General features: G+C 54.7%; 22 protein-coding genes and 1 tRNA gene. 13 read left to right on the plus strand and 10 right to left on the minus strand.

From position 1 onward, the window contains the following. Positions 1–46: 46 nt before the first annotated feature. Positions 47–3,688 carry a multifunctional oxoglutarate decarboxylase/oxoglutarate dehydrogenase thiamine pyrophosphate-binding subunit/dihydrolipoyllysine-residue succinyltransferase subunit gene (locus WC184_10590; GenBank protein MFA7478319.1) on the minus strand — a complete coding sequence of 1,214 codons (3,642 nt, stop codon included), beginning with the start codon at positions 3,686–3,688 and terminating at the stop codon, positions 47–49. Positions 3,689–3,794: 106 nt separating this feature from the next. On the opposite strand from WC184_10590, the gene WC184_10595 reads away from it, so the two are divergent. Together WC184_10595 and WC184_10600 are read left to right on the plus strand one after the other, a co-directional pair. After that, a complete protein-coding gene (locus WC184_10595) occupies positions 3,795–4,583 on the plus strand; it encodes an exodeoxyribonuclease III (protein ID MFA7478320.1) in 789 nt (262 codons plus the stop codon). Between the two features lie 28 nt (positions 4,584–4,611). Then, a complete protein-coding gene (locus tag WC184_10600; protein MFA7478321.1) occupies positions 4,612–5,328 on the plus strand; it encodes a PaaI family thioesterase in 717 nt (238 codons plus the stop codon). 135 nt (positions 5,329–5,463) lie between these two features. On the opposite strand, the gene WC184_10605 is transcribed toward WC184_10600, so the two are convergent. Further along, a complete protein-coding gene (locus WC184_10605; protein MFA7478322.1) occupies positions 5,464–7,536 on the minus strand; it encodes an ATP-dependent DNA helicase UvrD2 in 2,073 nt (690 codons plus the stop codon). A gap of 60 nt (positions 7,537–7,596) precedes the next feature. On the opposite strand from WC184_10605, the gene WC184_10610 reads away from it, so the two are divergent. From WC184_10610 to WC184_10620, 3 genes are read left to right on the plus strand one after another with little or no spacing between them, the layout of a single operon-like run. Then, positions 7,597–8,133 (plus strand): ACT domain-containing protein, encoded by a 537-nt coding sequence (locus WC184_10610; GenBank protein MFA7478323.1) that lies wholly within the window; start codon positions 7,597–7,599, stop codon positions 8,131–8,133. A gap of 5 nt (positions 8,134–8,138) precedes the next feature. Further along, positions 8,139–8,636: a peptide deformylase gene (def, locus tag WC184_10615; GenBank protein ID MFA7478324.1), complete on the plus strand. Its 498-nt coding sequence runs from the start codon at positions 8,139–8,141 to the stop codon at positions 8,634–8,636. 42 nt (positions 8,637–8,678) lie between these two features. Continuing rightward, the gene (locus WC184_10620) at positions 8,679–9,332 is read left to right on the plus strand and encodes a PH domain-containing protein (protein ID MFA7478325.1); all 654 of its coding nucleotides are present in this window, start codon (positions 8,679–8,681) and stop codon (positions 9,330–9,332) included. A gap of 53 nt (positions 9,333–9,385) precedes the next feature. Here WC184_10620 and WC184_10625 read toward each other — a convergent pair whose 3' ends face one another. After that, the gene (locus WC184_10625; GenBank protein ID MFA7478326.1) at positions 9,386–10,285 is read right to left on the minus strand and encodes an LLM class flavin-dependent oxidoreductase; all 900 of its coding nucleotides are present in this window, start codon (positions 10,283–10,285) and stop codon (positions 9,386–9,388) included. A gap of 166 nt (positions 10,286–10,451) precedes the next feature. Between WC184_10625 and WC184_10630 the strand changes: the two genes are divergently transcribed. The 3 genes from WC184_10630 to WC184_10640 all read left to right on the plus strand — a co-directional run bounded on the left by WC184_10630 (position 10,452) and on the right by WC184_10640 (position 14,073). After that, the gene (locus tag WC184_10630) at positions 10,452–11,576 is read left to right on the plus strand and encodes a ferritin-like domain-containing protein (protein ID MFA7478327.1); all 1,125 of its coding nucleotides are present in this window, start codon (positions 10,452–10,454) and stop codon (positions 11,574–11,576) included. Between the two features lie 142 nt (positions 11,577–11,718). Beyond that, entirely contained in the window at positions 11,719–12,864 is a 1,146-nt protein-coding gene (locus WC184_10635; protein ID MFA7478328.1) for a CaiB/BaiF CoA-transferase family protein, read from the plus strand. 84 nt (positions 12,865–12,948) lie between these two features. Then, the gene (locus tag WC184_10640) at positions 12,949–14,073 is read left to right on the plus strand and encodes an iron-containing alcohol dehydrogenase (protein MFA7478329.1); all 1,125 of its coding nucleotides are present in this window, start codon (positions 12,949–12,951) and stop codon (positions 14,071–14,073) included. A 71-nt stretch (positions 14,074–14,144) separates the two neighbouring features. Here WC184_10640 and WC184_10645 read toward each other — a convergent pair whose 3' ends face one another. The 7 genes from WC184_10645 to WC184_10675 all read right to left on the minus strand — a co-directional run bounded on the left by WC184_10645 (position 14,145) and on the right by WC184_10675 (position 19,713). Then, positions 14,145–14,966, minus strand: a complete 822-nt coding sequence (locus tag WC184_10645) for a xanthine dehydrogenase family protein subunit M (GenBank protein ID MFA7478330.1) — start codon at positions 14,964–14,966, stop codon at positions 14,145–14,147. Continuing rightward, the gene (locus tag WC184_10650) at positions 14,963–15,427 is read right to left on the minus strand and encodes a (2Fe-2S)-binding protein (protein MFA7478331.1); all 465 of its coding nucleotides are present in this window, start codon (positions 15,425–15,427) and stop codon (positions 14,963–14,965) included. The genes WC184_10645 and WC184_10650 overlap by 4 nt, the downstream gene beginning before the upstream one ends. Positions 15,428–15,638: 211 nt before the next feature. Then, a complete protein-coding gene (locus WC184_10655) occupies positions 15,639–16,139 on the minus strand; it encodes a hypothetical protein (protein ID MFA7478332.1) in 501 nt (166 codons plus the stop codon). A 1-nt stretch (position 16,140) separates the two neighbouring features. Continuing rightward, a complete protein-coding gene (locus WC184_10660; GenBank protein ID MFA7478333.1) occupies positions 16,141–16,812 on the minus strand; it encodes a copper chaperone PCu(A)C in 672 nt (223 codons plus the stop codon). Between the two features lie 41 nt (positions 16,813–16,853). Further along, a complete protein-coding gene (locus tag WC184_10665; protein MFA7478334.1) occupies positions 16,854–17,600 on the minus strand; it encodes an SCO family protein in 747 nt (248 codons plus the stop codon). Between the two features lie 181 nt (positions 17,601–17,781). After that, positions 17,782–19,452 (minus strand): EAL domain-containing protein, encoded by a 1,671-nt coding sequence (locus WC184_10670; GenBank protein ID MFA7478335.1) that lies wholly within the window; start codon positions 19,450–19,452, stop codon positions 17,782–17,784. Between the two features lie 189 nt (positions 19,453–19,641). Beyond that, positions 19,642–19,713, minus strand: a tRNA-Arg gene (locus WC184_10675). Between the two features lie 15 nt (positions 19,714–19,728). Between WC184_10675 and argS the strand changes: the two genes are divergently transcribed. Genes argS through WC184_10700 form a run of 5 tightly spaced genes read left to right on the plus strand, consistent with a single transcriptional unit; the run spans position 19,729 to position 25,844 of the window. Further along, positions 19,729–21,396, plus strand: coding sequence for an arginine--tRNA ligase (gene argS, locus WC184_10680; protein ID MFA7478336.1), 1,668 nt, complete (start codon positions 19,729–19,731; stop codon positions 21,394–21,396). Then, positions 21,393–22,691, plus strand: coding sequence for a diaminopimelate decarboxylase (gene lysA / locus WC184_10685; GenBank protein MFA7478337.1), 1,299 nt, complete (start codon positions 21,393–21,395; stop codon positions 22,689–22,691). Before argS ends, lysA begins: the two co-directional genes overlap by 4 nt. 39 nt (positions 22,692–22,730) lie before the next feature. Next, entirely contained in the window at positions 22,731–24,065 is a 1,335-nt protein-coding gene (locus tag WC184_10690) for a homoserine dehydrogenase (protein MFA7478338.1), read from the plus strand. A 7-nt stretch (positions 24,066–24,072) separates the two neighbouring features. Further along, entirely contained in the window at positions 24,073–25,446 is a 1,374-nt protein-coding gene (gene thrC, locus WC184_10695; GenBank protein MFA7478339.1) for a threonine synthase, read from the plus strand. Between the two features lie 14 nt (positions 25,447–25,460). Next, the gene (locus WC184_10700; GenBank protein MFA7478340.1) at positions 25,461–25,844 is read left to right on the plus strand and encodes a MauE/DoxX family redox-associated membrane protein; all 384 of its coding nucleotides are present in this window, start codon (positions 25,461–25,463) and stop codon (positions 25,842–25,844) included. Positions 25,845–25,848: the final 4 nt, after the last annotated feature.

The following is a 25,848-nucleotide window of genomic DNA, read 5'->3' on the forward strand; positions in this document are numbered from 1 at the left end:
CACTGCTGGATGCCGCTGGCGCCGAACGCTTAGGGCTTGAGCCGAGTTAGCTAAAAGCCTTGGTTAGTATTTGGCGCTGTTCAAGTACGTGCATGGCTGCCGACCCGGTTGCCGGACTTGCCGAGTCAGCGCGACTGACACGATAAATCTTGTGGCTGTCACCGTGGGGCCCATACAGGCGGCCCTTAACAAAGTTCCAGGCACCCATGTTCTTGGGTTCTTCTTGTAGCCAAACTACCTCGTGGGCGTTGCTGTAACGCTGCAGGATCTCAGCGATTTGTTCGCCGGGCCAAGGATAAAGCTGCTCGATTCGAACCACCGCCGCTGGTGCTCCAACCTCATCACGATGCGCGATGGCATCATGGCCAACCTTGCCGGTGGTGAGCACTACTTTGGTAATGCTGGCCGGGTCGGTGACGCTGGCATCGTCGATAACCTCTCGGAAATGCCCGGTGGTGAGCTCTTCGATGGGTGAATGCGCCGAACGGGCACGCAGCAACGACTTGGGAGTCATCACAATTAATGGGGTGCGACGTTCGCGATGCATTTGTCGACGTAGCAGGTGGAAGTATTGCGCCGAGGTGGTGGCGTTTACTACCTGGATGTTGTCTTGTGCCGACAAGGTCAGGAACCGTTCCAGACGAGCTGAAGAGTGCTCTGGGCCTTGTCCTTCAAAACCATGGGGTAACAGCATTACCAAGCCCGATAGCTGCTCCCATTTTTCTTCAGCTGCCACCAGGAACTGGTCAATGATGATTTGGGCACCGTTAGCAAAGTCACCGAATTGGGCTTCCCAGGCCACCAAAACATCTTGGTTGGCAACCGAATAGCCGTATTCAAAACCTAACGCCGCGTATTCGCTTAACAGCGAGTCGTAAATCCACAGCTGCGTGGGGTCTTTAGCCAGCATGCTAAGGGGCACATACTCGCGACCAGTTTCATAGTCGACCAAGGTGGAGTGACGTTGAGAGAAGGTTCCACGACGGGTGTCTTGGCCTGCCAAACGAACTGATACGCCTTCAATTAGCAGCGAGCCAAATGCCATCGACTCGGCTAGGGACCAATCAACCTCGCCATCGTGGAACATTTGATCGCGGTTCTTGAACTGGCGGGCCAGTTTGGGGTGAATTGTGAAGCCGGTGGGATGGGTGGACAGAGTTTCGTAAATCTGATTGATTACGGAACGCTCGACGCCGGTTTCAACGTGAGGCAACACACCGCGGGTGCCCCGTGGTGGTAGCGCTTCGGTGACCGGGGGAGGGGCCGTTTGACGGGTTTCGTCGAGGGCCTCTTGCAGCCTTGACTGGTAGTCATCAAGTGCGCCTTCGGCTTGTTCGAGGGTGATGTCGCCCCTCTTGACCAGTGCTTCGGTGTATATCTTTCGCACCGACCGGCGAGCGTCGATCTTGGCGTACATTTGCGGTTGGGTATAGCTCGGATCGTCGCCTTCGTTGTGGCCAAAACGCCGGTAACAAACCACATCGATGACCACGTCTTTGTTGAAGCGTTGACGATATTGGAATGCTAGTTTCGCCACATGAACGCAGGCTTCGGGATCATCTCCATTCACATGGAAGATGGGGGCTTGCACCATTTTCGCGATGTCGGTGGGATACTCCGAGGAGCGGGCGGAATCGGGTGGGGTGGTAAAGCCCAACTGGTTGTTGATGATCACGTGGATAGTGCCACCAACCCGGTAACCCTTAATGAGTGAGAGGTTCAGAGTTTCCGCAACCACGCCTTGTCCTGCAAAGGCAGCGTCGCCATGAATCAAGACCGGCAAAATCGGATAGTTGTCGGTCTCGGCGGTGTCCATGTGGGCGCGTGCCATACCCAACACCACTGGATTCACAGCTTCCAGGTGCGATGGGTTAGCGGCTAGCTCAACAGGAATCGTGTTGCCATTGCGGCTGGTAAAGAAGCCCGATTGACCCAGGTGGTATTTCACGTCACCGGAGCCTTGGATTGTTTCTGGGTCGATGTTGCCTTCGAACTCACGGAAAATTTGGTCGTATGACTTACCAACGATGTTGGCCAACACGTTGAGGCGGCCACGGTGAGCCATACCCAAAATCGCTCGTTGCTGATTCGAATCGGCTGCTTCGCCCACCAAAGTATCGAGAATTGGAATGGTGGTTTCGCCACCTTCTAGCCCAAATCGTTTTTGGCCCACATATTTGGTGGAGAGGAACTTCTCGAAAGCTTCAGCGGCATTCAAACGTTCCAAAATGTGGCGTTGTTCTTCAGGGCTGAAACTTGGTGAGACGCCCTCCACGTGCTCTTGAATCCAGCGCTTCTCGGCTGGTTCTTGGATGTGCATGTACTCAATGCCAATGGTGCGGCAATAGGCATCTCGCAACACATCCAAAATATTGTCGAGGCTCATACGTGGTCGGCCACCAACTGGGGCATAAAGACCAGCGCCGGTACCGGTAAGGAAGTCGCGATCCAAATCCCAAATGCTCAGCCCGTATGTAGCTGGGTCGAGTTCGGGGTGCATGGTCGGTTCTTCGCTTGAGAGGGGGTCAAGATCGGCAATGAGATGCCCCCGCACCCGATACATGTTGATGAGGGTGTTAACCGCAATTTGTTTCTCAATAGCCGAATCGGCTCGGTCAGCGGGGTTGGTGTCGCGCTGCCATTTCACGGCTTCATAGGGAATGCCCATGGAATGGAAGACGTCGTCGTAGAAGTTGTGTTGCCCCAACAGCAGCTCTTGAACGCGCTGCAAGAAGATGCCCGATTCTGCGCCTTGAATGATGCGATGGTCATACGTGGATGAGATAGTGATGACCTTAGAAAGCCCTAAATCAGCAATGGCACGAGGATCGGCGGCCTGATAGGCGGTCGGGTAGTCGATACTGCCCACACCCACGATCAGCCCTTGGCCAGGCATAAGCCGTGGTACCGATTGTTTGGTACCAATGGTGCCTGGGTTGGTGAGACTTACTGTGGTACCAGCAAAATCGTCGGGCGAGAGCTTATTGGTACGAACCTTACGGATTATCTCTTCGTAGGCGGTGTGGAATTCCGCGAAGTTTAAGGCGTCCGCCTCGCGAATACACGGAACCAATAAGGTGCGCGAACCATCAGATTTTTCCACGTCGACCGCTAGGCCCAAACCAACGTGTTTGTGGCGCGTGACGTACGGGTTAGCGTCGCTACCGCGTTCGAAGGTGGAGTTCATAACCGGAACGTGATCGGCGATGGCCCGCACAATGGCATAACCAATGAGGTGCGTGAAAGAAACCTTGCCACCTCTGGTCCGCCCCAGATAGCCGTTAATCGTCTTGCGGTTAATCTCTAGAAGTTTGGCGGGCACCTCACGAAAACTGGTAGCGGTCGGTACCGACAAGCTTGTTTCCATGTTTTCCACAATCCGTGCCGCCGCTCCGCGTAAACGGTCACCTTCAGGTAACTCTGCTGCGGGAGCGGGCTTGGTTGCCGCTGTGGCGGTGGCAGCTGAAGCGGTTGCTGTTGGTGTAGAGGTTGATGGGGCGGCCACCGGCGGAGTGTGTTGGGGTGCGGCCCCGGGGGGTGCCGAGGTGCCTCGTTGATAGTCGGCGAAGAATTCTCGCCAGCTTTCGCTAACCGAATTGGGATCGGTGAGGTATTGATCGTGCATCTCATCAACGAGCCAGGCATTAGGCCCGAGCGATGAACCGGAAGAAAAAGTAGATTCGGCCACAAGGCCATGTTATCCACGACAAGGCCATTGTTACGGCACTGTAACCCTACGTTCATTTAAAATGGCCCATACAGCATTGTTTTGGCGGGCTAGCTAGGGTCGTATCGTGCGAATTGCAACCTGGAACGTGAATTCACTGAACGCTCGGATGCCACGGGTAGAAGAGTGGCTAATCCAGGCTCAGCCGGATGTGGTGTGTCTTCAAGAAACAAAAATGGCTGATGCGGCCTTCCCGGCCCTGGCCTTTGAAGCTTTAGGGTACGAGTCGGTCCACCACGGATCGGGCCGGTGGAATGGAGTGGCCATCTTAAGCCGGGTTGGTTTGTCCGACCCTATGGTGGGCTTCGAACCGAGCATCGAACCAGACACCGATACTCGCCTCATTTCGGCCACTTGCGCCGGGATCAGAGTGACCTCGGTTTATGTGCCGAATGGTCGTGGCTTAGATGACCCTCATTATGTTTATAAACTTTCTTGGCTAAAGCGTTTGCGTGAGCACCTTGAAGCCACCACGTCGCCTGAGGTTCCAGTAGTGGTCTGCGGTGATTACAACATCGCGCCTACTGACATTGATATTTGGGATCCGGCGGCCTTCGCTGGGATGACGCATGTCAGCCAACCCGAACGTGAGGCCCTGCAAAATGTGATGGACTGGGGATTGATTGACACATTTCGTGCTCGTTATCCCGATACCCCAGGTCTTTATTCGTATTGGGATTACACGGCGGGGCACTTTCACAAACGAGAAGGTATGCGGATCGACTTTTGTTTAGCGTCGGCGCCGTTGGCCAACCTGTCAACCCTAGATTTGGTTGACCGGAATGCCCGCAAGGGCACTAAACCCTCGGACCACGCCCCGGTCATCGCTGAATACAACTATCCAGTTGGCCCCTAGACCTGTCTAATAGTTCAATCGAGGTTCAATGGACACGCCTTCCCAGCCCCCAAAGGAACAACCAAAGCCCAGATTTGGTTGGGCCGCGGCCTATATCGACGGGGAAGCTACCCACGAGTTGACTCCCTTGCGCCGTGCTCGTCGCGCTTTGGCTTTTGCTTTGCGAAGGGTGATTGATGCGTCGGTCTCGCGCACGGTGCCACAAGATCACCTAGAGGCGCTTACGGCCCAGCTTGAAGCAGCGGCTGAAGCCTTGGAACGTTACGACACCCAAGGGTTTACCGGTTATGCCGAGGCTGCTAATTCCCCAGAACCCAATGACGGGTTTATGGACAAGAGCCCAGTTTTGGGTCAAGCGAATCCGCTGGCACCGCCGCTTTACATGGACTTCTCTAAAGATCGTATCGAAGCGAGCGCCACGTTTGGTGCGGCTTATGAAGGGCCGCCTGGTTGTGTGCATGGCGGTTGGATCGCGGCCTCTTTTGATGAGGTTTTAGGTGCTGCGCAATCGCTAAATGGGTCGGGTGGTATGACGGCATATTTGAATGTGAACTACCGCTCACCGACTCCACTGCATGCCAAAGTGCATTTCATTGGTGAACTGATTAGTACCGAGGGCCGTAAAATCCTAACCCGTGGCACACTGTGGCACGGCGAAACGCTGTGCGCCGAGGCTGAAGGCCTATTTATTGCGGTCGATTTTCAACGCTTTGCCGAGATGCGCCTAAAACGCGATGCCACCTAGGCACGGAGAAGAGTCACGGTTTGCTCTTAGGGATAGTTAAAGATGACGTGACTTGGGCTCAAGAAATTCCCCCAAATCATTTAAGAGTTGAGCCTCTGCGAGAGCTTGTTCGTGAGATGCTCGAAAATGTAACTCTTAGGCGTGTTCGGCCACGATCCTAAGCAAAGCTTCGCCGTGGCGTTGTGCTTTAACCGGACCAATTCCGGGCAACGCCAACAATTCTTGGGGCAGCTCGGGCCGTTCGTTTGCCACTGCCACCAAGGTGGTGTCGGGAAAGACCACATAAGCGGGCACCCCAGCCGCTTTAGCTTTTATCGAGCGCCAAGTTCGCAACGATTCGAACAGTTCCTCATTATCTTTGCTAAGTCCGGCCGGTACCTTGTTTGGTCGTGAGCGACTCTGGCCGGCACTGGTGAGACCTGCGGTCGCTTTATAGGGCCTTCTAGCACCAATGTTGGCCACCCTTTGATCGTTGGCAGCAGTCTCAGAAGGCGGATTTAAGAGCAAAATTTGGTCGAGATACGGTGACGGATCGCGGTTAGCCACATGTTGACCAAATGAGCGTTCTTTGGCCCAGCTACAGTGCAGTTGAGTTTCGGCTCGGGTGATAGCTACATAAAACAGCCGGCGTTCTTCGGCCCTAGCAGCCAGGGTTTTGGCATGAGCGATTGGTACCAGGCCCGATTCCAGGCCCGCCAAATGCACAATCGGCCACTCCAAACCTTTGGCGGCGTGAAAAGTTGTCACATCAACTGCGTCGTGATCGGCTGAGTCTGAACCAACAGTGGCAATAAGCCAACGGTAGAAAGCCTCAGCGGTAGGTATTGGGTCGATCTTTTGATAGTCATAAGCCAAACGCAACAACATCTCTAGGTTGGCGTGGCGCTGCAACACCCGATCAGAAACTTCGGTATCTTCACGCAGCGAGCTGGTCTCGTCTCTGCTTGGTGCAGGCTCAGTTTCGCCAATGGCCGCGTTGGTCTCGCCCAACGCTTCAGCAAAATCGGCCACGGCTGCTTCAAAACGACCACCGTGATGCACTAATTGATCGAGCGCTTGTCGTACCTCAACTTGTTCCAACAAGCCCGCCCCACCTCGAACACGATGTGGAACCTGGGCTTTGGTTAAGGCTTCAGAAATCAGCGCGGTTTGGGCGTTAGTGCGCACCAACACCGCCTGAAATGACCAAGGATGCTGTGGAGCTTTGGCCTCTCTTATGGCCCGGGCAATTCCGGCGGCTTCTGCGCTATCACTCGTGAACTCCACCACCTTTGGTTCAGGGCCATCGGGCCGATTAGCACGCAACGGGTTCGGATTAGCGTCTTTGGCACCCAACACTGCATTGGCAGCCGAAAGTATCTGCGGGCTAGAACGATAATTTTCGGCCAATCGAACGGTGCCACTGGCTGGAAACCACTGTTTGAAGTTGATCAGATAGTCGGCATCGGCACCGTTCCAGGTATAAATGGCCTGGTTTGGGTCACCGACCACGCATAGGTCGTTTCGGTCACCTAGCCACGCATTGAGAAGAGCGAATTGCAAGGGGTTCACGTCTTGAAATTCGTCGACATAGAAATGGCGGTAGCGCCATCGAATAGCGGCGGCAATTGTGGGGTCTTGCATGTCGCGAATGGCCAAACCCAAAATATCGTCGAAGTCGATAGTGCGCCGCTGTTTTTTAACTTCTTCATAGCGGGCGTACAAGGTGGCCACCAGCTTCGGTGCTAGCGGAGGCGTGCGTTTCGCAGCCGCGGCCTTCGCTTCGTATTCGTCCGGTTGGATCTGTCGGGCTTTGGCCCATTCGATTTCGCTAATCAGATCGAAAATGTTTACGTCTTTGGGGGCGAAACTGCCTACAAAGCGGGCCTTGCGATCAAGTAGCTTCGGCGGGCGTATTCCCCGTTCGCTCCATCGAGTTTGCAGCTGGGCGTAAGCAATAGAGTGGAAAGTGCCCGCCGCGATTGAGTCGCGAAAACCCATGGCCGCTAAGCGTGTGGTTAGTTCACGTGCAGCCTTACGGGTGAAAGTGAGAGCCAGAATGTGGCGCGGGTCTGCAGCTTCAGTGGCTACCCGATAGCCAATTCGGCGCGTTAAGACCCGAGTTTTACCCGAGCCCGCACCCGCAATAATGCAAAGCGGAGCATGGGAACCTGTTACGGCTTCGGCCTGGGCCGTGTTTAGGTTCTCGAGGAGACGATTCGGATCCACTTCCCCTAGCCTAGTGAAGGGTTATGACACCCACAGGTAACGTCACCGGAGGAGACGGCATTGGCACACGAGCTTTCAATTACCGCGATTGGTGCTGATCAGCCTGGTGTGGTCGCAGGAGTGACCGGGGCTCTAGCAGCGCTGAACGCCAATTTGTTAGACACCTCAATGACCATCCTTGGCGGCCGTTTCGCCATGGTACTGATTGTTTCGGTGCCTAAGAATGTTCAGGCTGAAGCAGTGGAAAATGCACTGGAAGAACCCGCCAGTCGGTTGGGCCTAGATGTCAGCGTTCACGAAAGTAGCGTTACCTCACCAGCTGGTAGTGGTGAACGATTTAGTGTTTCCGTCTACGGCGGAGATAAGCCAGGTATTGTGCACCGATTTGCACAGGCACTGGCCGAAGCGCAGGTAAATATAACCGACTTGTCAACCCGTTTTCTCGGCGACTCGGACACCCCAGTTTACGCCATGCTGCTCGACGTGGCTTTTCCACCGGGTCTAACAATTGAGGCCGTTCGTGGCACTCTCTCTGCTCTGGCCAAAGAGCTTGACGTCGAATTTTCAATTAACTCAGCCGACGCTGACATTCTCTAATAATCATGATTCGTCCTGTTGTCGTGCTCCCGGACCATGTCTTAAGCACGCCTGCTAAACCCGTCACGAGCTTCGGCTCGGCCACTATTGAGTTGGCCAACGATTTGTTGGACACCATGCGAGCCAGTTCGCACAGTGTGGGCATTGCCGCACCTCAAATTGGTGTGAGCTTGCGTGCCTTTGCTCTCGATATCACCGGTCACAAAAAGGCGAAAAGCTGCCATGGGGAATTTGTGCTTTTTAATGCTCAAATCGTCTCGGGTGAAGGTCGAGAAATTGGTCGAGAAGGCTGTATGAGCGTGCCTTCATTAACCGGTGACGTGGCCAGATACACCTCGCTCGTCGTGCACGGCTTTACCCCTCACGGCCAGGAAGTGGAATACCATTGCGATGCTTTTGAAGCCCGGGCCGTGCAGCATGAACTCGACCATCTCGACGGCAAATTATTCCTCGATCGAGTGGTGGCGGCCGACCGGGTCTTTCAGCGGCGCGTCTACCGTTAAAGGTTCGCTGCTACGGGCTGGCTCGGCGGCTAGAGTGGCCACGTGGCCTTTCCTGAAGACTATCTACATCCTAACGAAGAGCTAATTCTTGATCTGAAACCCCATTGGTTTCGAATGTTGCCGACCGGAGGTGCCTTAGCGGCAGCCGTCATCGTCGGCGTTTTCATCTTCACTAAAACCAACGTTCAGGCCCTAAACATTTTGGCAGGACTGGCGATTTTGGCAACCTTGGCTTGGTTTATACAGGCCTATGTGGCTTGGACAAGCACTCACTTCGTGTTGACCTCTGATCGCTTAATTCATCGCCGCGGCGTGGTTAGCCGCTCGGGTATTGAAATTCCACTAGAGCGGATCAACACCGTGTTCTCGCATCAATCGATCTTTGAACGCTTGATTGGTGCAGGCGATTTGGTCATCGAATCGGCCAGCGCCGAGGGTCGCCAAGAGTTCGACGATATGCGCCATCCTGACACCATCCAAAATGAAATCTACGTGGCCATGGAAGCGAACCGAAACCGCACCTTTAACCAGAGCGTGGCCGCGGCAACGGCGGCGGCCCGTCCGGTTTCAGAGCCGGTAGATCCTCAAGCTTCCGTACCTGAACAGATTGAACAGCTGCATTCCTTGAAAGAGCGTGGCCTGATTACCGATGCCGAATTCGAGGCTAAGAAGGCCGAACTGCTTGGGCGCATGTAAGGGCCATTAACAGGTTGGGCTCTTGGTGGGTTGCCGAGGCCGTTATGAGGTTTCTAGCCTAGTTCTTCGATGGTGGCGGCCATCATCTCAAGGTGCTCTAGCTGCCAAGGGGCACGCATGGCCAGGTTGATTTGCTGCACACCAACATCTAGGTAGCGCCCCAGGTGGTCGACCATTTGTTGCTGCGACCCCATTAAAACTCCGGCTCGCACACCTTCAGCTAAACCGCCAAATTGTTCTTGTAGGTCGGCTTCGGTGGGGCACATTCCCACGTTAATAGCGGTGCGTATATCGGAAATGGAACGGCCAGCGGCTTCAGCGTGTTCGGTTAGCACATGGCGCTTATGCACGAAAGCTTCGGGCGAGGCGAAGGGAATGTTCCAGCCATCAGCATATTTCCCCACGATTTTAAGGGTCCGTTTTTCCCCACCACCTCCAATCCAAAGCGGCAGTTGGTCCCGCATGGGCTTGGGCTCGCATTTAGCATCGACCAGATTGAAGTGAGTCCCACTGAAATCGGTTGTTTCGTTCCGTAGTAAACCGAGCACGCATTGAGCCGACTCTTCTAACACGTCAAGGCGTACCTTGGGTTCTTCAAAAGGTATTCCATAAGCATCGAATTCGAACTTCGCCCAGCCCGCGCCCAGACCCATGGCGGCTCGACCGCCCGAGAGGTGATCGATGGTCACGATGGCATTAGCAAGCACCGCTGGATGACGATAGGCGGCGCAGTAGACGAGCGAGCCAACCTCAACCCGGCTGGTGCTCAGTGCCAAAGCAGCATGGGCGGCTACGGCTTCGTGGCAGTGTGCGCCGTCGAAATCAGCCGAGTAGAAGTGGTCCCAAATCGAGATCCAGTCGAAGGGCAACTCTTCAATCCGGGTCCAAAGCGAGCGTAGCTCGTCGATGCTTGTGTTTTGTAGCCCGGTGTGCACCCCAAAAATGGCTGACATCAATTTCCCCCAACAGGTTTTTACGAAGTTGCCATAACCATAGTGGCAACGTTCTTTGAATTCCGTGAGGTATACGTTGTACGCTGTCGCTCTACGCCGTATAGTGACTGTTGACACTACCACCACACACCATTAGACCAGCGGGTCCGTAATATCAGAGGGAATTATGTCGTTAGACACGAGCAACGATCTTGAAGCCATCTTGGCGGTGTCCAACACCGACCGTGATGAAGCTATTCACACCGTAAAAAATAACGCCGAGTCCATTTTCACCTGGGATTATGACAAAGGTTCTCGCCCAGCGTTGAACAAGCTGTATGAAAAGGCCAAGCACTCCCAGTGGAACGGTGAAACCGACCTTGACTGGTCAATAGAAGTTGACCAAGAGAAGCTTGTTTATGAAGGTGGCGGACCACCCTCAAGCGAGCAATTCATGCAACTTGGCGTCGACCTCAAAGGCACCGCGCTAGAAAAGTGGACCGAGAAGGAATGGTTGCAGTGGTCCATTCTGAACCAAAACTGGAGCCTCTCGCAGTTCATGCACGGCGAGCAAGGTGCGCTCATCTGCACCGCGAAAATTGTGGAAACCGTCCCCTGGATTGACGCTAAATACTATGGCGCCACTCAGGTGATGGACGAAGCTCGTCACGTTGAAGTCTTCGCGAAGTACCTTGATGAGAAAATGTCGGGTCACTTCCCAATCAACACCCACCTAAAGGCGCTCCTCGATGACATCATCGACGACAGCCGTTGGGACATGACGTATCTGGGTATGCAGATCATGGTGGAAGGACTGGCCTTGGCTGCTTTTGGTGTAACCATGCAGACCACCGGCGACCCATTGCTGAAGAAGCTGCTTCGCTATGTCATGGCCGACGAAGCTCGTCATGTGGCTTTCGGTGTTATCTCGCTGCAAGAGTTCTATCAGGGGCTCACTTCAGCCGAAATGATGGAGCGCCAAGAATTTGCCTATGAAGCGGCGATTCGTATGCGGAACCGTTTCTTGCAGCAAGAAGTTTGGGATGAAATGGGCGTTGATGTGCGTGAAGCCATCCGCATCTTCCAAAAGACTGATGAAGAGAAGAACAAGGATCCATTCCAGCAGCTACTCTTCTCGAAGATAGTTCCCAACGCCAAGAAGCTGGGCCTTCTTGATGCCAATGACGGCTGGTTGCGCAAGCGCTTCGATGTGCTGGGCGTAACACAGTTCGAAGACTGGGACGACACTGGTGCTGAGTATGAGAGCCTCGACTTCATTGCTCAAGACCGTGAAGCCGGACTAATTGAATAGACCGCTAAAAGTTGGTGGTTAAGGAAGCGGCCCCCAGCGGGGCCGCTTCTTTTTTTCTTATTCATCACGTGTCTTAGCTTGTGATGCCAAACTGGAAGCACGCGACGCAAGGTTGCGGCTTGATCTGAAGGAGAATCACTGCATGGGACCCTTGGCAGGCTTCAAAGTTATTGAGATCGCCGGCATTGGCCCCGGACCGTTTTGCGCCATGATGTTGGCCGATATGGGTGCCGATGTAATACGTGTGGACCGCTCACAATCAGTTCGTGGCGGAGATCCAGATAGTCCACCCGCAGATATTTTGATGCGAGGGCGGCGCTCAATCGGGGTCGACCTGAAGTCACCTGAAGGCGTAGAAACGGTTCTGAAGCTAATTGAAGGTGCCGATGCCATGCTTGAGGGTTTTCGTCCCGGCGTGGCCGAACGTTTGGGTATTGGCCCTGAAGAGGCCATGGCACAGAACCCAAAGCTGGTGTACGGACGCATGACCGGCTGGGGTCAAAGCGGCCCCTATGCACCAACGGCGGGCCACGACATCAACTACATTGCCCTGGCTGGGGCCCTTGAACCTATTGGTCGTGCCGGTGGACCTCCGGTACCTCCTCTAAACCTGGTGGGTGATTTTGGCGGTGGTGGCCTCATGCTGGCCTTTGGCTTAGTTTGCGGCATGCTCGAAGCACAAAAAACAGGTGCCGGACAGGTGGTCGATGCGGCCATGGTCGACGGTTCGGCCGTGCTGATGACCATGTTCCATGCCTTCAACGCTATGGGCATTTGGAACCCCGAACGTGGCACCAACTTGTTAGATACCGGTGCCCATTTCTACGACACCTACGAGTGTGCCGATGGCAAGTATGTTTCGATTGGTTCTATAGAGCCTCAGTTTTATGCCGAGCTGTTGCGGCTAACCGGTTTGAGCGAAGACGGCGATTTTACTGCTCAGATGGAACGTTCTCGCTGGCCTGAACTCACTGAACGTTTAGCAGGCGTGTTCCGCACCAAGACTCGTGATGAGTGGTGCGAGATCATGGAAGGCACCGACGTTTGTTTTGCGCCGGTACTGTCAATCTCAGAAGCACCCGAACATCCGCACAACAAAGAACGTGGCACCTTCGTTGAGGTCGCTGGTGTGGTGCAACCGGCCCCGGCACCCCGTTTCAGCCGGACTGAAGCGTCGATTCAGCGCCCGCCGTCTCATGCAGGGCAACACACCGATGAAATCTTGGGAGAGTTGGGATTAAGTACCGACGAGATTAGCCAGCTTCGAAGCTCGGGGGCCGTGGCTTAGGAGAGTCTCACCACAGCCAATGTCATAGCTTCGGCCTAGCATCAATGATGATCGAGCACACTCTGGTTCAGATGAGGTTAAGCGATGTTTGACAACTGGACACACCGTTCCTTACCCCAAGAAATTCATGGGGGTACCGGTGTGCTCGAACATTTAGGCGACCTGTTAAAGAGTTTTGGTGCTAGGAGAGTTTTGCTGGTTGCCTCTCGCCGAATGCTCGACTCCGAGCCTGGTGAATTAGTAACAAAACAGTTGGGTCGCATGTTGGCCGGAACGTTCAGCGAGACCGGGCCCTATGTCGATGCGCACACTGCTCAACACGCAGTCTTGTCGGCCCGATCGAGCGAAGCCGACACGCTTGTGAGTCTTGGCTCGGGTGCCAACATAGAAATGGCCAAAGCCATTGCTTTTTTTTCGGAAATGGAATCTGGCATGTCGGGCCGCAGCGTGGCCGATCGGCCCAAGTTCCCGCATGTAGCTATTCCAACCACCCTTAACGGTGCCCCATACACGGGCGAATTTTCTCTGATTGATTCCCACACTAAGCGTTCTAGCAGTGCTGGTTCGCCAACATCGACACCTATGGCGGTCTTGTTAGAACATAGTTTTCAATCAGATACCGATTCTGAATCGTTCATTTTGCGAGCCACGGTAGCTTTAGCGCACGCCATTGATGTCCTAACTGGCACCCAGGCGAGCCCCGAAGCACGGATGCTGGCACGGCAAGGCCTGATCGAACTGGCGCAGTGGCTACCAGAATTTCACGCTGACCCCAAAGAGTTCGGCTTGTTGGAACGCGTCATCGATGCCACCGTGGTTTGCGGTAGAGCGCGACAGAACGCTTCAGCTGGTTTTCAACATACCTTGGCGCAACTATTGGGTGCGCGCACCCTCTCTTCTTACGAATTGGTAAGCGCTTCGCTTCTGCCGTATACAACGGCGTTCATTTCTGATGTTCTGCCCGCCTCGACCTCGGAATTGCTTAACACGCTGTTCATGCACGAACCAACCGAGTTAGGCCTTCGGCTGAGTTGGTGGCTTGAAGATATCGGTGTGCACAATGCCTTTTATGATCTAGGAATTGATCACGAAGACATTGAAGCGGTGGCCCGCCAGGCAACGGCTCAACGCGGTGTGCAACTTTGTGCTCGTCCCGCTGGCGAGGGTGATATTTACGCCCTACTGAAAGAAGCTCTAGGTATTAAATAAGCACTACTCCCCACCCTGGCCACCACAGCTAGGGTCGGTAGGCGACCAAGGCGGGGGGATCTTAGCGACTGCTAAATTTGAAGGTCGGTTAAAGCCCGTTCGGTTAAGACTCGGGCTAAGTGCGCACGGTATTCAACGGTTGCGTTTAGGTCTTCGGTTGGTGAGGTGCCCTGGGCGGCTTGGGCCGCAGCGTCCTTAGCGTTGGCACCGGCGGCAATTGCCTCTTCCACGGCCGTGGCGCGAAGCGGGGTGGCGCCCATATTCACCAAGCCCACACCAGTGGTGCCATTGTGTACTGCGGCTACGGCCACGATGGCCCAATCTTGGGCCCGGCGATTGAATTTCTTGAAGCTCCACTTGCCGCCCGGCGTGGCGGGAAGTTCAATTTCGACGATCATTTCATCGGGGGCCAAAGCCGATTCGTAGTAACCAGTGAAGAAGTCGGTGGCAGCGATGCGACGTCGACCCTTTGGGCCAGCCACCACCATCGTTCCGCCCAAGGCCAACACCGCGGCGGGCAAATCTGATGCCGGATCGGCGTGGGCCAAAGTGCCGCCTAAGGTACCCCGATGGCGGACCTGTGGGTCGCCAACTTCAGCGGCTACTCCCTTGATAAGAGGGCAATACTCGGCTAATAGCTCGCTAGTTTCCACCAAGTGATGAGTAGTTAAGGCGCCGATTTTCACAGTGTCGCCTTCGTGGCGAATATAGGAAAGATCGTTGAGGCGACCCACGTCTACCAGAACTGAAGGCACGGCTAAGCGCAGTTTCATCATGGGAAGAAGCGAGTGACCACCTGCCAGTAATTTGGCTTCATCGCCGTGCTCGCTAAGTTGCTCTAAGGCATGATCAACCGATTCTGCTCTTACGTATTCGAAAGCTACGGGGATCACTCGCTAGCTCCTTCGGCGGCGGCCAAAACCGATTTCACAATGTTGTGATAGCCGGTGCAGCGACACAAATTGCCCTCCAAACCAAGCCGAACCTCTTCCTCGGTTGGATTGGGGTTTTCTTCCAACAGTGAGGTGGCAGCCATAACCATGCCCGGTGTGCAATAGCCGCACTGCAGTCCATGGTTTTCGTGGAATGCCCGCTGCATCGGGTGCATTTCACCCCCCTGGGCCATTCCTTCGATAGTTGTTATTTGGCATCCCTCGGCCTGCACCGCCAGTACAGTGCACGACTTAACCGACTGACCGTCTAAATGAACGGTACAAGCGCCACAAGAAGAGGTGTCGCAGCCAACGTTGGTGCCGGTCAACCCAAGTTGTTCCCTGATGAAATAGACCAGAAGTGTTCGGGGTTCGGCCTCTCCAGAGACGTCTTGGCCGTTCACGGTCATCTTGACCTGCATGGCTGTTCCTTTTGGTTCAGTAAACGTTCTTGAAGCTTAGCAGCGGTGACTTTCGACACAGCCGCAAAAGTCTTTAAAACGTTGTCTGAACACCACCGAGCGTCTCGACCGACCAACCGACCGACCATAGAGTGCTCGTGCAAGATAGGGTGCCCGCTCCGCCGAAGTCTTAATGTTTGGCGGAGCGGGCTATGGGGAGACAGCTACATGCTTATGGCGCCACGTTGACGGTGAACGTCTTGGCGTTCGGAGGTGGAACGCCGCAGCCACCGCTCTCATCGGAATACACCACGTTGGTGGATCGGCCAACGGTGTTAAAGCTCATGCTCACGGTTTCCCCTGGGCGCACGTCGAAAATGCCCAATCGAATGAGCTCGACGTCGTCATTGCGCACTTGAATACGGTCGCCTACTCGCACGTCTAACCACTCAGGGAGAATGTCGACTTCTTGGCGAAGTGCCAAACGCTTAGAAGTACCCGGTGGTATCACAAACTCGTGAGTGACGGGATCGTGGGGCTCGGTGGTGGTGGTAGATTCAACCTCCGGCGTAGCGGTTGAAGCCGCCACCTGACCTTGCGTGCTTACTACCGGATCAGCACTATTTCCGCAGGCGCTTAACCCCACTGTCACTACCAAAGCCGCTAGCGCAACGGCGGCTCTATTAGCAGCTCGGCGAGGGAAAATTTTGGCTAACAATCCATTCGTATCCATGTCACATCTCTCGAACTTCAGCGGTGACTTCAACCTCACCGGTAGATTCAAAATGCAGTGTCACCTTCACCGTGTCGCCAACGGCTAAGGCTTGTTTCAGCCCCAGAACCATTACGTGGTAGCCACCTGGCTCCAGGGTGACTTGCGACCCTGCTGGAATGTCGAGCCCATCAATTTGGCGCATCATTTTCATGCCACCGCCACCGTTGTTAGAGCTTGGCATGCCACCGCTCATTGAGCCGTGGTCGGCGTCGGCATCATCTTCGGTGCCACTATTCATTGACCCGGCCGAACCCATGTGATTGTCCATGTCGTCGGTGGCGTCGTCGTCTTCAACAACCACAACCTCGTGGATTTCAATTGCTTCAGCAAAGTCGTTGTCAGCGGAAACGTCGACTAGGCGGTCATCGTCACTGCCCCCATAAACCACCATGTAAATCGCTGTGTTACCATCCGCCATTCCCGGCCGGGCCCAAACATTTTCAATTCGAAGTGTTTCCCCGTTGGTGTCATCTTCGTCACCAGTCTCGGGGCCTTCAGTAGTAGTGGTGGTCTCGGCTACGGTGCTGGAACTGGCGGAAGGATTGTCATCTGATGAACCACAGGCAGTGGCACTAACCGCTAAAAGCAAGGCCAATGCTGTTCCAATACCAATACTCCGCCAGGTTCGCATGGTCGTATGGTTCTTCTCGTTAAAGGGGGATGTGGCTATTGTCACGATGCACTCTCCGTGCTGTTGTCTGAAGCACCCACCGCTTCAGGGATCTCATCACCAGGCCGTTCACCCTTTAAGAGCCGAGTGAGGTCTTGCTCTACCTCGGCCAAGGCATGGCCGAAGGGCCAAGCCAAGACAACGGTGCCAGTGTCATCAACGGCGTACAGATCGTCGGTGTGCGCCACCACGCGTTTGCCGTCTTGGTATTGAATTCGGTATGAAGCCCCAAAAGTGTTGGCGGCGGCGCGCAACAGCACGGGGTCCATGGTGTGGATGGCATGACCGTTTGGCACGAATTGCTGAATATAGGCGGAGAGGATTTCAGGCGAGTCGACCGAGGGGTCGATCGTGATCATGTCAACGTCGACCTTGGCGCGGTCGGTTTCACTCTGGCCATTCAGGGCTTTTTCAACATAAGCCAAGGTTGCCGGACAAATATCGGGGCAGGTGGTGTAGCCGAAATACACCAACCGGATGCCGCCGGGCTGGGCCACCATCGTGATTTCAGTGCCATCCGCTGCAGGCAAGGTCACCTCGGACACATCGAGGGGTGGATTACGTACGTAGCCCGCAAACTCTTTCGGTTCATCTGGTGTGGCCGCCAAGGTGTCGGTAGTGCTTGATTCCGACGGGTCGTTCGTCGCCTGGTTAGATGAGTTGCTATTTCCGCATGCCGTGACCAATAGCGCGACGGTCAGCATCAAGGCCGTGAGAAGTGAGCGAAACCGATTTGGCCGCTTGGACATTTTGCCCTCAAGTCGTTGCTAGAAGCGGAAATTTGTGTCTACTTCCAGGCTAAATTCGGCTCTCATTGAATTTATGGGGCAAAGGTCCCAAATGGGGTCGCCGATGGTCACTAAAGCCCTGATTTACAGGCGATTTTCGACTATTGAGCTAATGCCTGCCACAGGCTTGTATGCCACGACGCTAGGTAGCGCTGAATAGTTTCGAAAATTCGGTACTTGGCAGGGGAGGACTGAAGAGGAAACCTTGGCCGAAACCAGTACCGAGAGCACGTAGAATGCTGGCCTGTTCCTCGGTTTCAATGCCTTCGGCTACCCACAACAAACCAAGGTCGGCGGCCAGGGAAGTAACGGCGCGGATAATGGCCGCGCTGTTGGAGTCGTAGGTAATTTTGGCTACGAAAGATTGGTCGATTTTCAGGCGAGTAATCGGCAAACGCTGCAAATAGGTGAGTGACGAGTAGCCGGTACCGAAGTCATCTAGAGCAATTTGTACACCGGCTTCGCGTAGCGCCACGAAGCGTGCGGTGGCGGCGGGCCCGGCGTCTAAAAGCGTGCTCTCGGTGAGCTCCAGGGTTAAGGCCTCGGGTGGCAAATGTGAATTCTCAAGTGCCTCTAAGACCACGTCGATTAGGTTGGTTTGGTCCGCTTGGCGAGCCGAAATGTTCACCGATAGACCAAGAGGCCGGTTTGTTAGCGAACGGAGCTGAGCCACGTACTGAGAAGCTTCTCGTAAGACCTTTTCTCCCATGGGCACAATTAATCCCGAGCGTTCGGCTAGCGGAATGAAGGTGTCTGGCGGAACCAAACTACCATCATCGTTACGTAATCGCGTTAATGTCTCGACACCGATAATAGAATTATCAACCAAAGATACAATGGGTTGATAATGCAATACTAGGCTGCTATTTTCAATAGCGTTTCGCAATAAAGTTTCGGTCTCCCAGTTCCGATCGTTAGCTGCTCGTAGCTGCGCGTTATAAACCATGACTTGGCTCTTGCCGTCTCGTTTGCACTGATAAGCCGCCGCATCAGCTTGTTGCAGCCGCTCAAGCCCCGATTTAGCTGGGATTGATCCGTCGCTTATCCCTATGGAAGCGCTAATATACACACCGCCATCGGAGGTCTCAACCGGCAGTCTCAGAGTCGTTTGGATGCGCTCGATCAAATGGCTCTCGGGCGTAGAGCATACGTGTGGATTAAGGCATATTATTGCGAATTCATCGCCTCCAACACGAGCTACTATGTCGCCCTCCATCGACACGTTGCACAGTCTTTTAGCTACTTCTATTAGAATTTCATCGCCCACGAGATGACCGTGATAATCGTTAATTGCGCCAAGGCCATCAAGATCTAAAAACATAACGGCGTAGCAAGCATCACCTAATGTGCTGAGCTCGGCCAACAGGCGGGCGCGGCTAGACAAGCCGGTTAGAGGATCTTTACGGGCTGCTTCGGCGAAATGTTGAGCTAGTGAGTTGTCGTATCCGCTAAGAGGACTTACAACGGAGACCCAGCCACATAACTCATCTTGCTCACGTACCACGAAGGTAACCACCCGGGTGCTTACCAGCGTGCCGTTTCGTTTAATAAAACGGCGAATCGCTACGTTCTTTTCAACTTTGCCCTCGCGCAGTAGCTCTGTGCCCTGGGCTATTGAACCCTGATCATCGTGGTCAACTAGGCTCACCAAAGGGCGTCCAAGCAGCTCGCTTGCTTCATAGTCGAGCATGCTGGCCAATTGGTCGTTTACGGTGGTTATGCAGCCGTCAGCATCGGAAAAAACCTGGCCAAATGGGGCGTAATCGAAAACACCCCAAAATCGGGAAGCATGCCGGTCAGGGCCAGAAAACATGTTGTCAGCTCGGTTGAGTTTGTGGCACATGGCCGTGGCAGCTCTCTATCTATCAGCCAGCATTCGGGCCTATTACGGGAAAGTCCGATGCCACGTAAGTTATTAATGCGCTATTCAACCTGATTTACAGGGCCTTTTGACATGTTCACACTGTGAAAAGCGTAACGTTAGTGCCGCGCAAAGCTTAAGCGCCCTCGGCAGGACTCGAACCTGCGCACACGCCTCCGGAGGGCGATGCTCTATCCGCTGAGCTACGAGGGCTGGGCGTATACCATTATGGCACGTAAGCTTTCGAGTCCCCGCCCTCGAACGAGAGAGAATCTTTTGATACGAGACAACCTGGCTGAAAATCTCCGTTCTGTGCTAGTTGCGCTTGAGATTGAACCATTACCAACCGCTATTCATTTGGAACAACCTGCCAATCGTGAGAACGGCGATTGGTCATCAAACGTGGCTTTAGCTACTGCCAAGAAGGCCGGGTGGAACCCTCGTGAGCTGGCCACAAAAATCGCTGAGGCCTTGAACGCGAAACTGCCTACCCACGTGCAACGGGTGGAGATTGCTGGGCCTGGGTTCATCAACTTTTATCTAGCCAACAGCTGGTTGCATGAAGTGTTAGGCAACGTGATTGCTGCCGGTACCGAGGCATACGCCCGTCCAAATATAGGCGATGGTCGTAGCGTGCAGCTTGAGTTTGTGAGTGCCAACCCCACAGGGCCATTACACGTAGGTAATGGCTGGTGGTGCGCTTATGGTGATGCGCTGGCGCGAGTGATGGATCGCTGTGGCTATGAGGTGCGGCGCGAATACTACGTGAATGACACTGGTGGACAGGTGCGTCGCTTAGGGGAAAGCTTGCTGGCCCGCAGGCGCGGTGAAGAGGTTCCCGAAGGTGGCTATCCCGGTCAGTATGTGGCTGACTTAGCAGCCGAATACTCTGGGGCTGAAGATGTGGTGGAAGCGGGCCGATTCGCGGCCGAACACATATTGGTAAACATCAAAGAAACGCTGGCGTCGCTAGACATTCACTTCGACGAATGGTTTAGCCAGGCTTCCATTGAAGAGTCGCCCGCCATGGACGAAACGCTGGGTGCGCTACGTGAAAGTGGCCTTATTTTTGAGCGTGATGGTGCCACTTGGTTACGTACCGGCGAATTTGGCGATCCCCGTGAGGAGCGGGTGATTAAAAAGTCGGCTGATGAAGGTGGCGATTACACCTATTTGGCCGGAGATATTGCCTATCATCGCAACAAGTTCGAAACTCGTGGCTTTGATCATGTGATCGACGTTTGGGGTGCCGACCACCACGGACAAGTCGCCAGTCTTCGTGCAGGCGTGGCTGCACTTGGCATCGACCCAGCCCGCCTCGAAGTTCGTTTGGGTCAAATGATTTCACTGACTTCGGGCAAAATGTCGAAGCGAGCTGGCAACACCATTGATTTGTCGGACTTGATTGCTGATATCGGAGCCGACGCCACCCGTTTCTTAAGCTTGATCGGTTCGATTGATCAGGCCACCACGGTAGATCTCGATCAGGTGCGCAGCGCTACCATGGAAAACCCGGTTTTCTATGTTCAGTATGCGCATGCCCGTATTCACTCCATTCGGGCTGTGGCTGCCGAGCGAGGTGTAGAGCGGAAACCCTTGGATGAAGTTGACCTGTCGATTCTGAACCACGACCGCGAACTTGATCTGCTGCGGACACTATTCGAACTGCCCGATATTTTGACCACCGCCTGTAACGATCGGGCCCCCCACCGTGTAACGGTATGGCTGCGTGAACTAGCCGGTCGTTTCCACCGTTTCTACCACGATTGTTACGTGATTGGTGACGATGTACCCGCCGAGTTGACCCAAGCTCGCCTGTGGTTAGTGGAAGCTACCCGAGTTGGATTGGTGATCGGATTTGGCCTTTTGGGTGTTAGCGCGCCGGAGTCAATGTGAATCCCATTCCCGCAGCACAAACTGGGCGCGGTCCAATTCCGTTTCGTCTCTTACCCGACACCGCCGCTATTGAAACCGATGGCATGTTGTCGATTGGGGGCTGTCGTCTAGACGAATTGGTGGCCGAGTTTGGTACCCCGGTCTTTATTTACGATGAAGCCCATTTGCGGGCCCGTGCCCGTGAGGCGGTGAGCGCCTTTGGAGATGGCGTGGCGTATGCCGCCAAGGCTTTTTTGTGCAAGGCCATGGCACAGCTAGCTCATGAAGAAGGCTTGCATATCGATGTTGCTACCGGCGGAGAACTACAGGTAGCTCTGGCGGCTGGGGTGCCAGCCTCACGCCTAGTACTACATGGCAACAACAAGTCAACCGCCGAGCTGGCTATGGCCATGGCTGAAGGTGTGGGCCGCATCGTCATTGATTCCTTTGATGAGATGGACCGTATTGAGGCTTTGGTGGCTGCGGGTGCAACCCCACCGGCGGTGTTGATTCGCATAACGCCAGGCATCGAGGCGCACACCCATGAGTTCGTACAAACCGGCCAAGACGATTCCAAGTTTGGCTTCGGCTTAGCCTCGGGCGCTGCTCATGAGGCTTTAGCTCGGGCTAAAGCCTTACCGGCCTACAATTTGGTGGGCACACACATGCACATCGGCAGCCAGGTTTTTGCGGTCGATTCTTTCCACAAAGCGGTGGCCTTGTTGGCCCCCACCATCAACGAATTCGGTTTGCCCGAGTTCTCGGTGGGTGGAGGTTTGGGCGTGGCTTATGTTGAGGAGGAAACGTCGAGCACCATTACCGAATGGGGGGCAGCAATTACCAGCGCCTGTCGAGAAGCTGGCATAACAGCTTCGGTGAATGCCGAGCCGGGACGCTCAATCGTGGCGGCGGCCGCGGTCACAGCCTACACCGTGGGCACCATCAAAGAACTCCCCGGAATTCGCACTTACCTAGCTGTTGATGGCGGCATGAGCGACAACCCGCGGCCGGTGCTTTATGGCTCGGGCTACGAGACGTTTCTGGCTCGTTCGCCCTTGGCAGCCCGTGAGCGGGCGGTGCGAGTAGTCGGCAAGCACTGTGAAAGTGGCGATGTGCTGGTGAAGGAAGGCTTTGTGCCCACCGATGTTGCAGTCGATGACATTCTAGTAACCCCGGTCACTGGTGCCTATGGCCATTCGATGGGTTCCAACTACAACAAGGTTCTACGCCCGCCGGTGGTGTTTGTGGCCGACGGGAAGGCTCGTTTGGTGGTACGTCGTGAAACCTACGACGACTTGCTAAAGCTCGATTTGTAATGGGTAAATGCCCCTCGGGGCTCGACTAACGTGGAAGATATGGAAGCGTCATTGGTGCGTATTGGTGTGTTGGGCGCGGGCAACGTTGGTGCTGCCTTTGTGGGTTTGGTCAACGACCGCCGCGAGACTATTGCCAAACGCCATGGCGTTGACTTGGAAATTACTCAGGTCGCGGTGCGCAATTTGTCGCGGGAGCGTGGGGTGAGCATCGATGCCGAACTACTGACCCACGACGCCGAGGCCGTAGTCAATGACCCCAATATCGATTTGGTAGTGGAGCTAATTGGTGGCATTGAGCCCGCCCGAACTTTGGTCACCGAAGCACTAGTCGCCCACAAGCCGGTGGTGAGCGCCAACAAAGAACTTTTGGCTAATTATGGTGCCGAGTTGATGAAACTGGCCCATGACGCTGGGGTTGACCTGCTTTTTGAAGCCGCTGTGGCTGGTGGCATTCCACTCATCCGACCCTTGCAGCGTTCGTTAGCTGGTGAAGACATCACCCGTGTTATGGGCATTGTGAATGGCACTACCAACTACGTGCTAACCCGTATGACCGAAGAAGGCAGCACGTTTGCCGAAGCTGTGGCCGAGGCCCAAGCGTTGGGTTATGCCGAACGTGACCCAACCGCCGATGTGGAAGGCTTTGACGCAGGGGCAAAAGCAGCAATATTGGCTTCGATTGCCTTTGGGGCCGATGTGGTGGCAGGTGATGTCTATCGCGAAGGCATTACCGACATCACCCCTGATGACTTGGCTTTTGCGGCTCGGTTAGGTTACGTAGTGAAGCTGTTGGCTATTGCAGAACGCTTCGACACCAAAGAGGGCCCCGAAATCGCGGTGCGGGTCCATCCTGCAATGTTGCCGGTCCACCATCCGCTGGCATCGGTGCGTGATTCGTTCAACGCCGTCTTTGTGGAAGGTGAAACCGTTGGCGAGTTGATGTTCTACGGGCGTGGGGCTGGTGGCAATCCCACTGCTTCAGCTGTTTTGGGTGACGTTATCGACGCCGCCGTGAATTGTCGCACTGGAAAACGAGCAATTCAATCGCAAACCAGCGAGTTCAAGATTCGGCCAATCGACGCTATGCACACCCAGTACTACGTCAACATTTATGTAGCCGACCGCCCTGGAGTGTTGGCGGCTGTTGCCGGTGTTTTTGGTGCTCATAACGTGTCGATTCGTTCCATGGAACAGTGTGGTTATGGCGAAGAGGCCCGTTTGGTTTTCATTACCCACGACGCTAGTGAAGCTGCCGTTCAGCAGACTCTTACCGAGGTGCGTGAACTCGATTCTGTTCTACGGGTAGTGAGCGTGCTGCGGGTAATTGATCATGATGAAGAGCCCACCGCGCAAAATCGGCAGGAAGAAAACTAACGTGTCTATGCAATATCGAAGCAGCCGGGGTGTGGCACCGGTTTTGGGTTTCGCCGATGTTTTACTGGCTGGCTTAGCAAGCGATGGTGGCCTTTACGTGCCCGAGCGTTGGCCCGAATTATCTATCCCTGCGTCGGCTTCAACCTACGCCGAGGTAGCCACGGCTGTTATGTATCCATTCGTGGAAGGCAGCATTCCTGAAGACGATTTTGCAGCCATGGTCGCCGATGCCTATTCCACATTTTCGCATCCTGAAGTGGTGCCTCTAATAGAGCTGGAACCTGGGCTTTATCTTCTAGAGCTTTTTCATGGGCCTACACTGGCTTTCAAAGACGTGGCCTTGCAGCTAGTTGGGCGCCTTTTTGACTATGAACTGGCCAAACGCGGTGAGCGGGTAACAATCGTTGGGGCCACTTCCGGCGACACTGGGGCCGCGGCTATTGAGGCTCTACGAGAACGAGAAGCTATCGACGTTGTAATTTTGCATCCCAAGGGCAAAGTGTCGGAGGTGCAGCGCCGTTTCATGACTTCGGTTGACGCCCCGAATGTCAGAAATGTTGCCATTGAAGGCACTTTCGATGATGCCCAAGACATGGTGAAAGCTATGTTTGCCGACACCGAGTTCCGTCAAGCGCAGCGTTTGTCAGCGGTTAACTCCATCAACTTTGCTCGAGTAATGGCGCAAACGGTTTACTACGTGACAGCCCAACGTGCCTTGGCCCAGCCCGTCTCCTTCGCCGTGCCAACCGGAAACTTTGGCAACGTTTACGCTGGTTATGGTGCTATGCGCATGGGTGTGCCCATTCGCCAGCTTGTTATTGGTTCCAACAGCAACGACATCCTGACCCGCACCTTAGCCACCGGAGAAATGGCTATGGGTGAAGTAGCCGCCACCCTCAGCCCGGCCATGGATATTCAGGTTTCCTCAAATTTTGAACGCCTAATTTTTGACATGCTCGATCACAACGGCGAAGCGGTGCAGGAGTTAATGGAACGTTTTCGTCTGGATCGCCGTGTGGTGCTGCCACCGGCCATGTTTGGCCGCTTTGCCGAAACGTTCAGCGGTTCACGGCTTGATGATCAAGAAACTTTGACCACCATGCGCGAGGTCTATGAGAGCACTGGCAAAATTATTGATCCTCATACTGCGGTGGGGGTGGGTGCCGCCAAGGCGCATCGGGGTGACGCCACTTCGCCCATGGTGGTGTTAGCCACCGCCCATCCTGCCAAGTTCCCCGAAGCGGTGAACGAAGCGATCGGGGTGAAACCCGAGCTGCCCGAAGCAGTAGCTGACCTTTTTGATCGTCCCGAGCATTTGGACGAACTTCCTAACGATCTGGCCGCTATAAAAACGTATGTGGCCAACTTCACGGCCCGTTAGCGAGCGAGCCCATTGTGGCTGTGCTTGCTTTGCTAGCGGCTGTAGCTTTGGCCGCCATCTTTGTGTGGGCGGCCGTCGCCAAGCTGCGGGCCCCGGCTCGTACCAGTGACAGCTTTCGGGCGCTTCATTTACCAGTGCCTTTGCTGTTGTCTCGGGTTGTTCCAATCGTCGAGTTGGTGGTGGCGGTGCTGTTGCTAGCCGTGCCAGCATTGGGCGCTCCGATGGCGTTCGTGCTGCTGGTCATCTTCAGCGCGTTCCTTGGCGCACAGCTGCTCGGTGGCAACACGGCCCCTTGCGCCTGTTTTGGGCAGGCTACAGCCTCGCCACTTTCAAGCCGTGAATTGTGGCGGAATTTGGCTTTGGCCTGCCTGGCGATTATCGCTTGGTGGGGCAGTTAGATTT

The sequence above is a fragment of the Acidimicrobiia bacterium genome (assembly GCA_041676705.1).
GTDB lineage: Bacteria > Actinomycetota > Acidimicrobiia > Acidimicrobiales > SKKL01 > Actinomarinicola.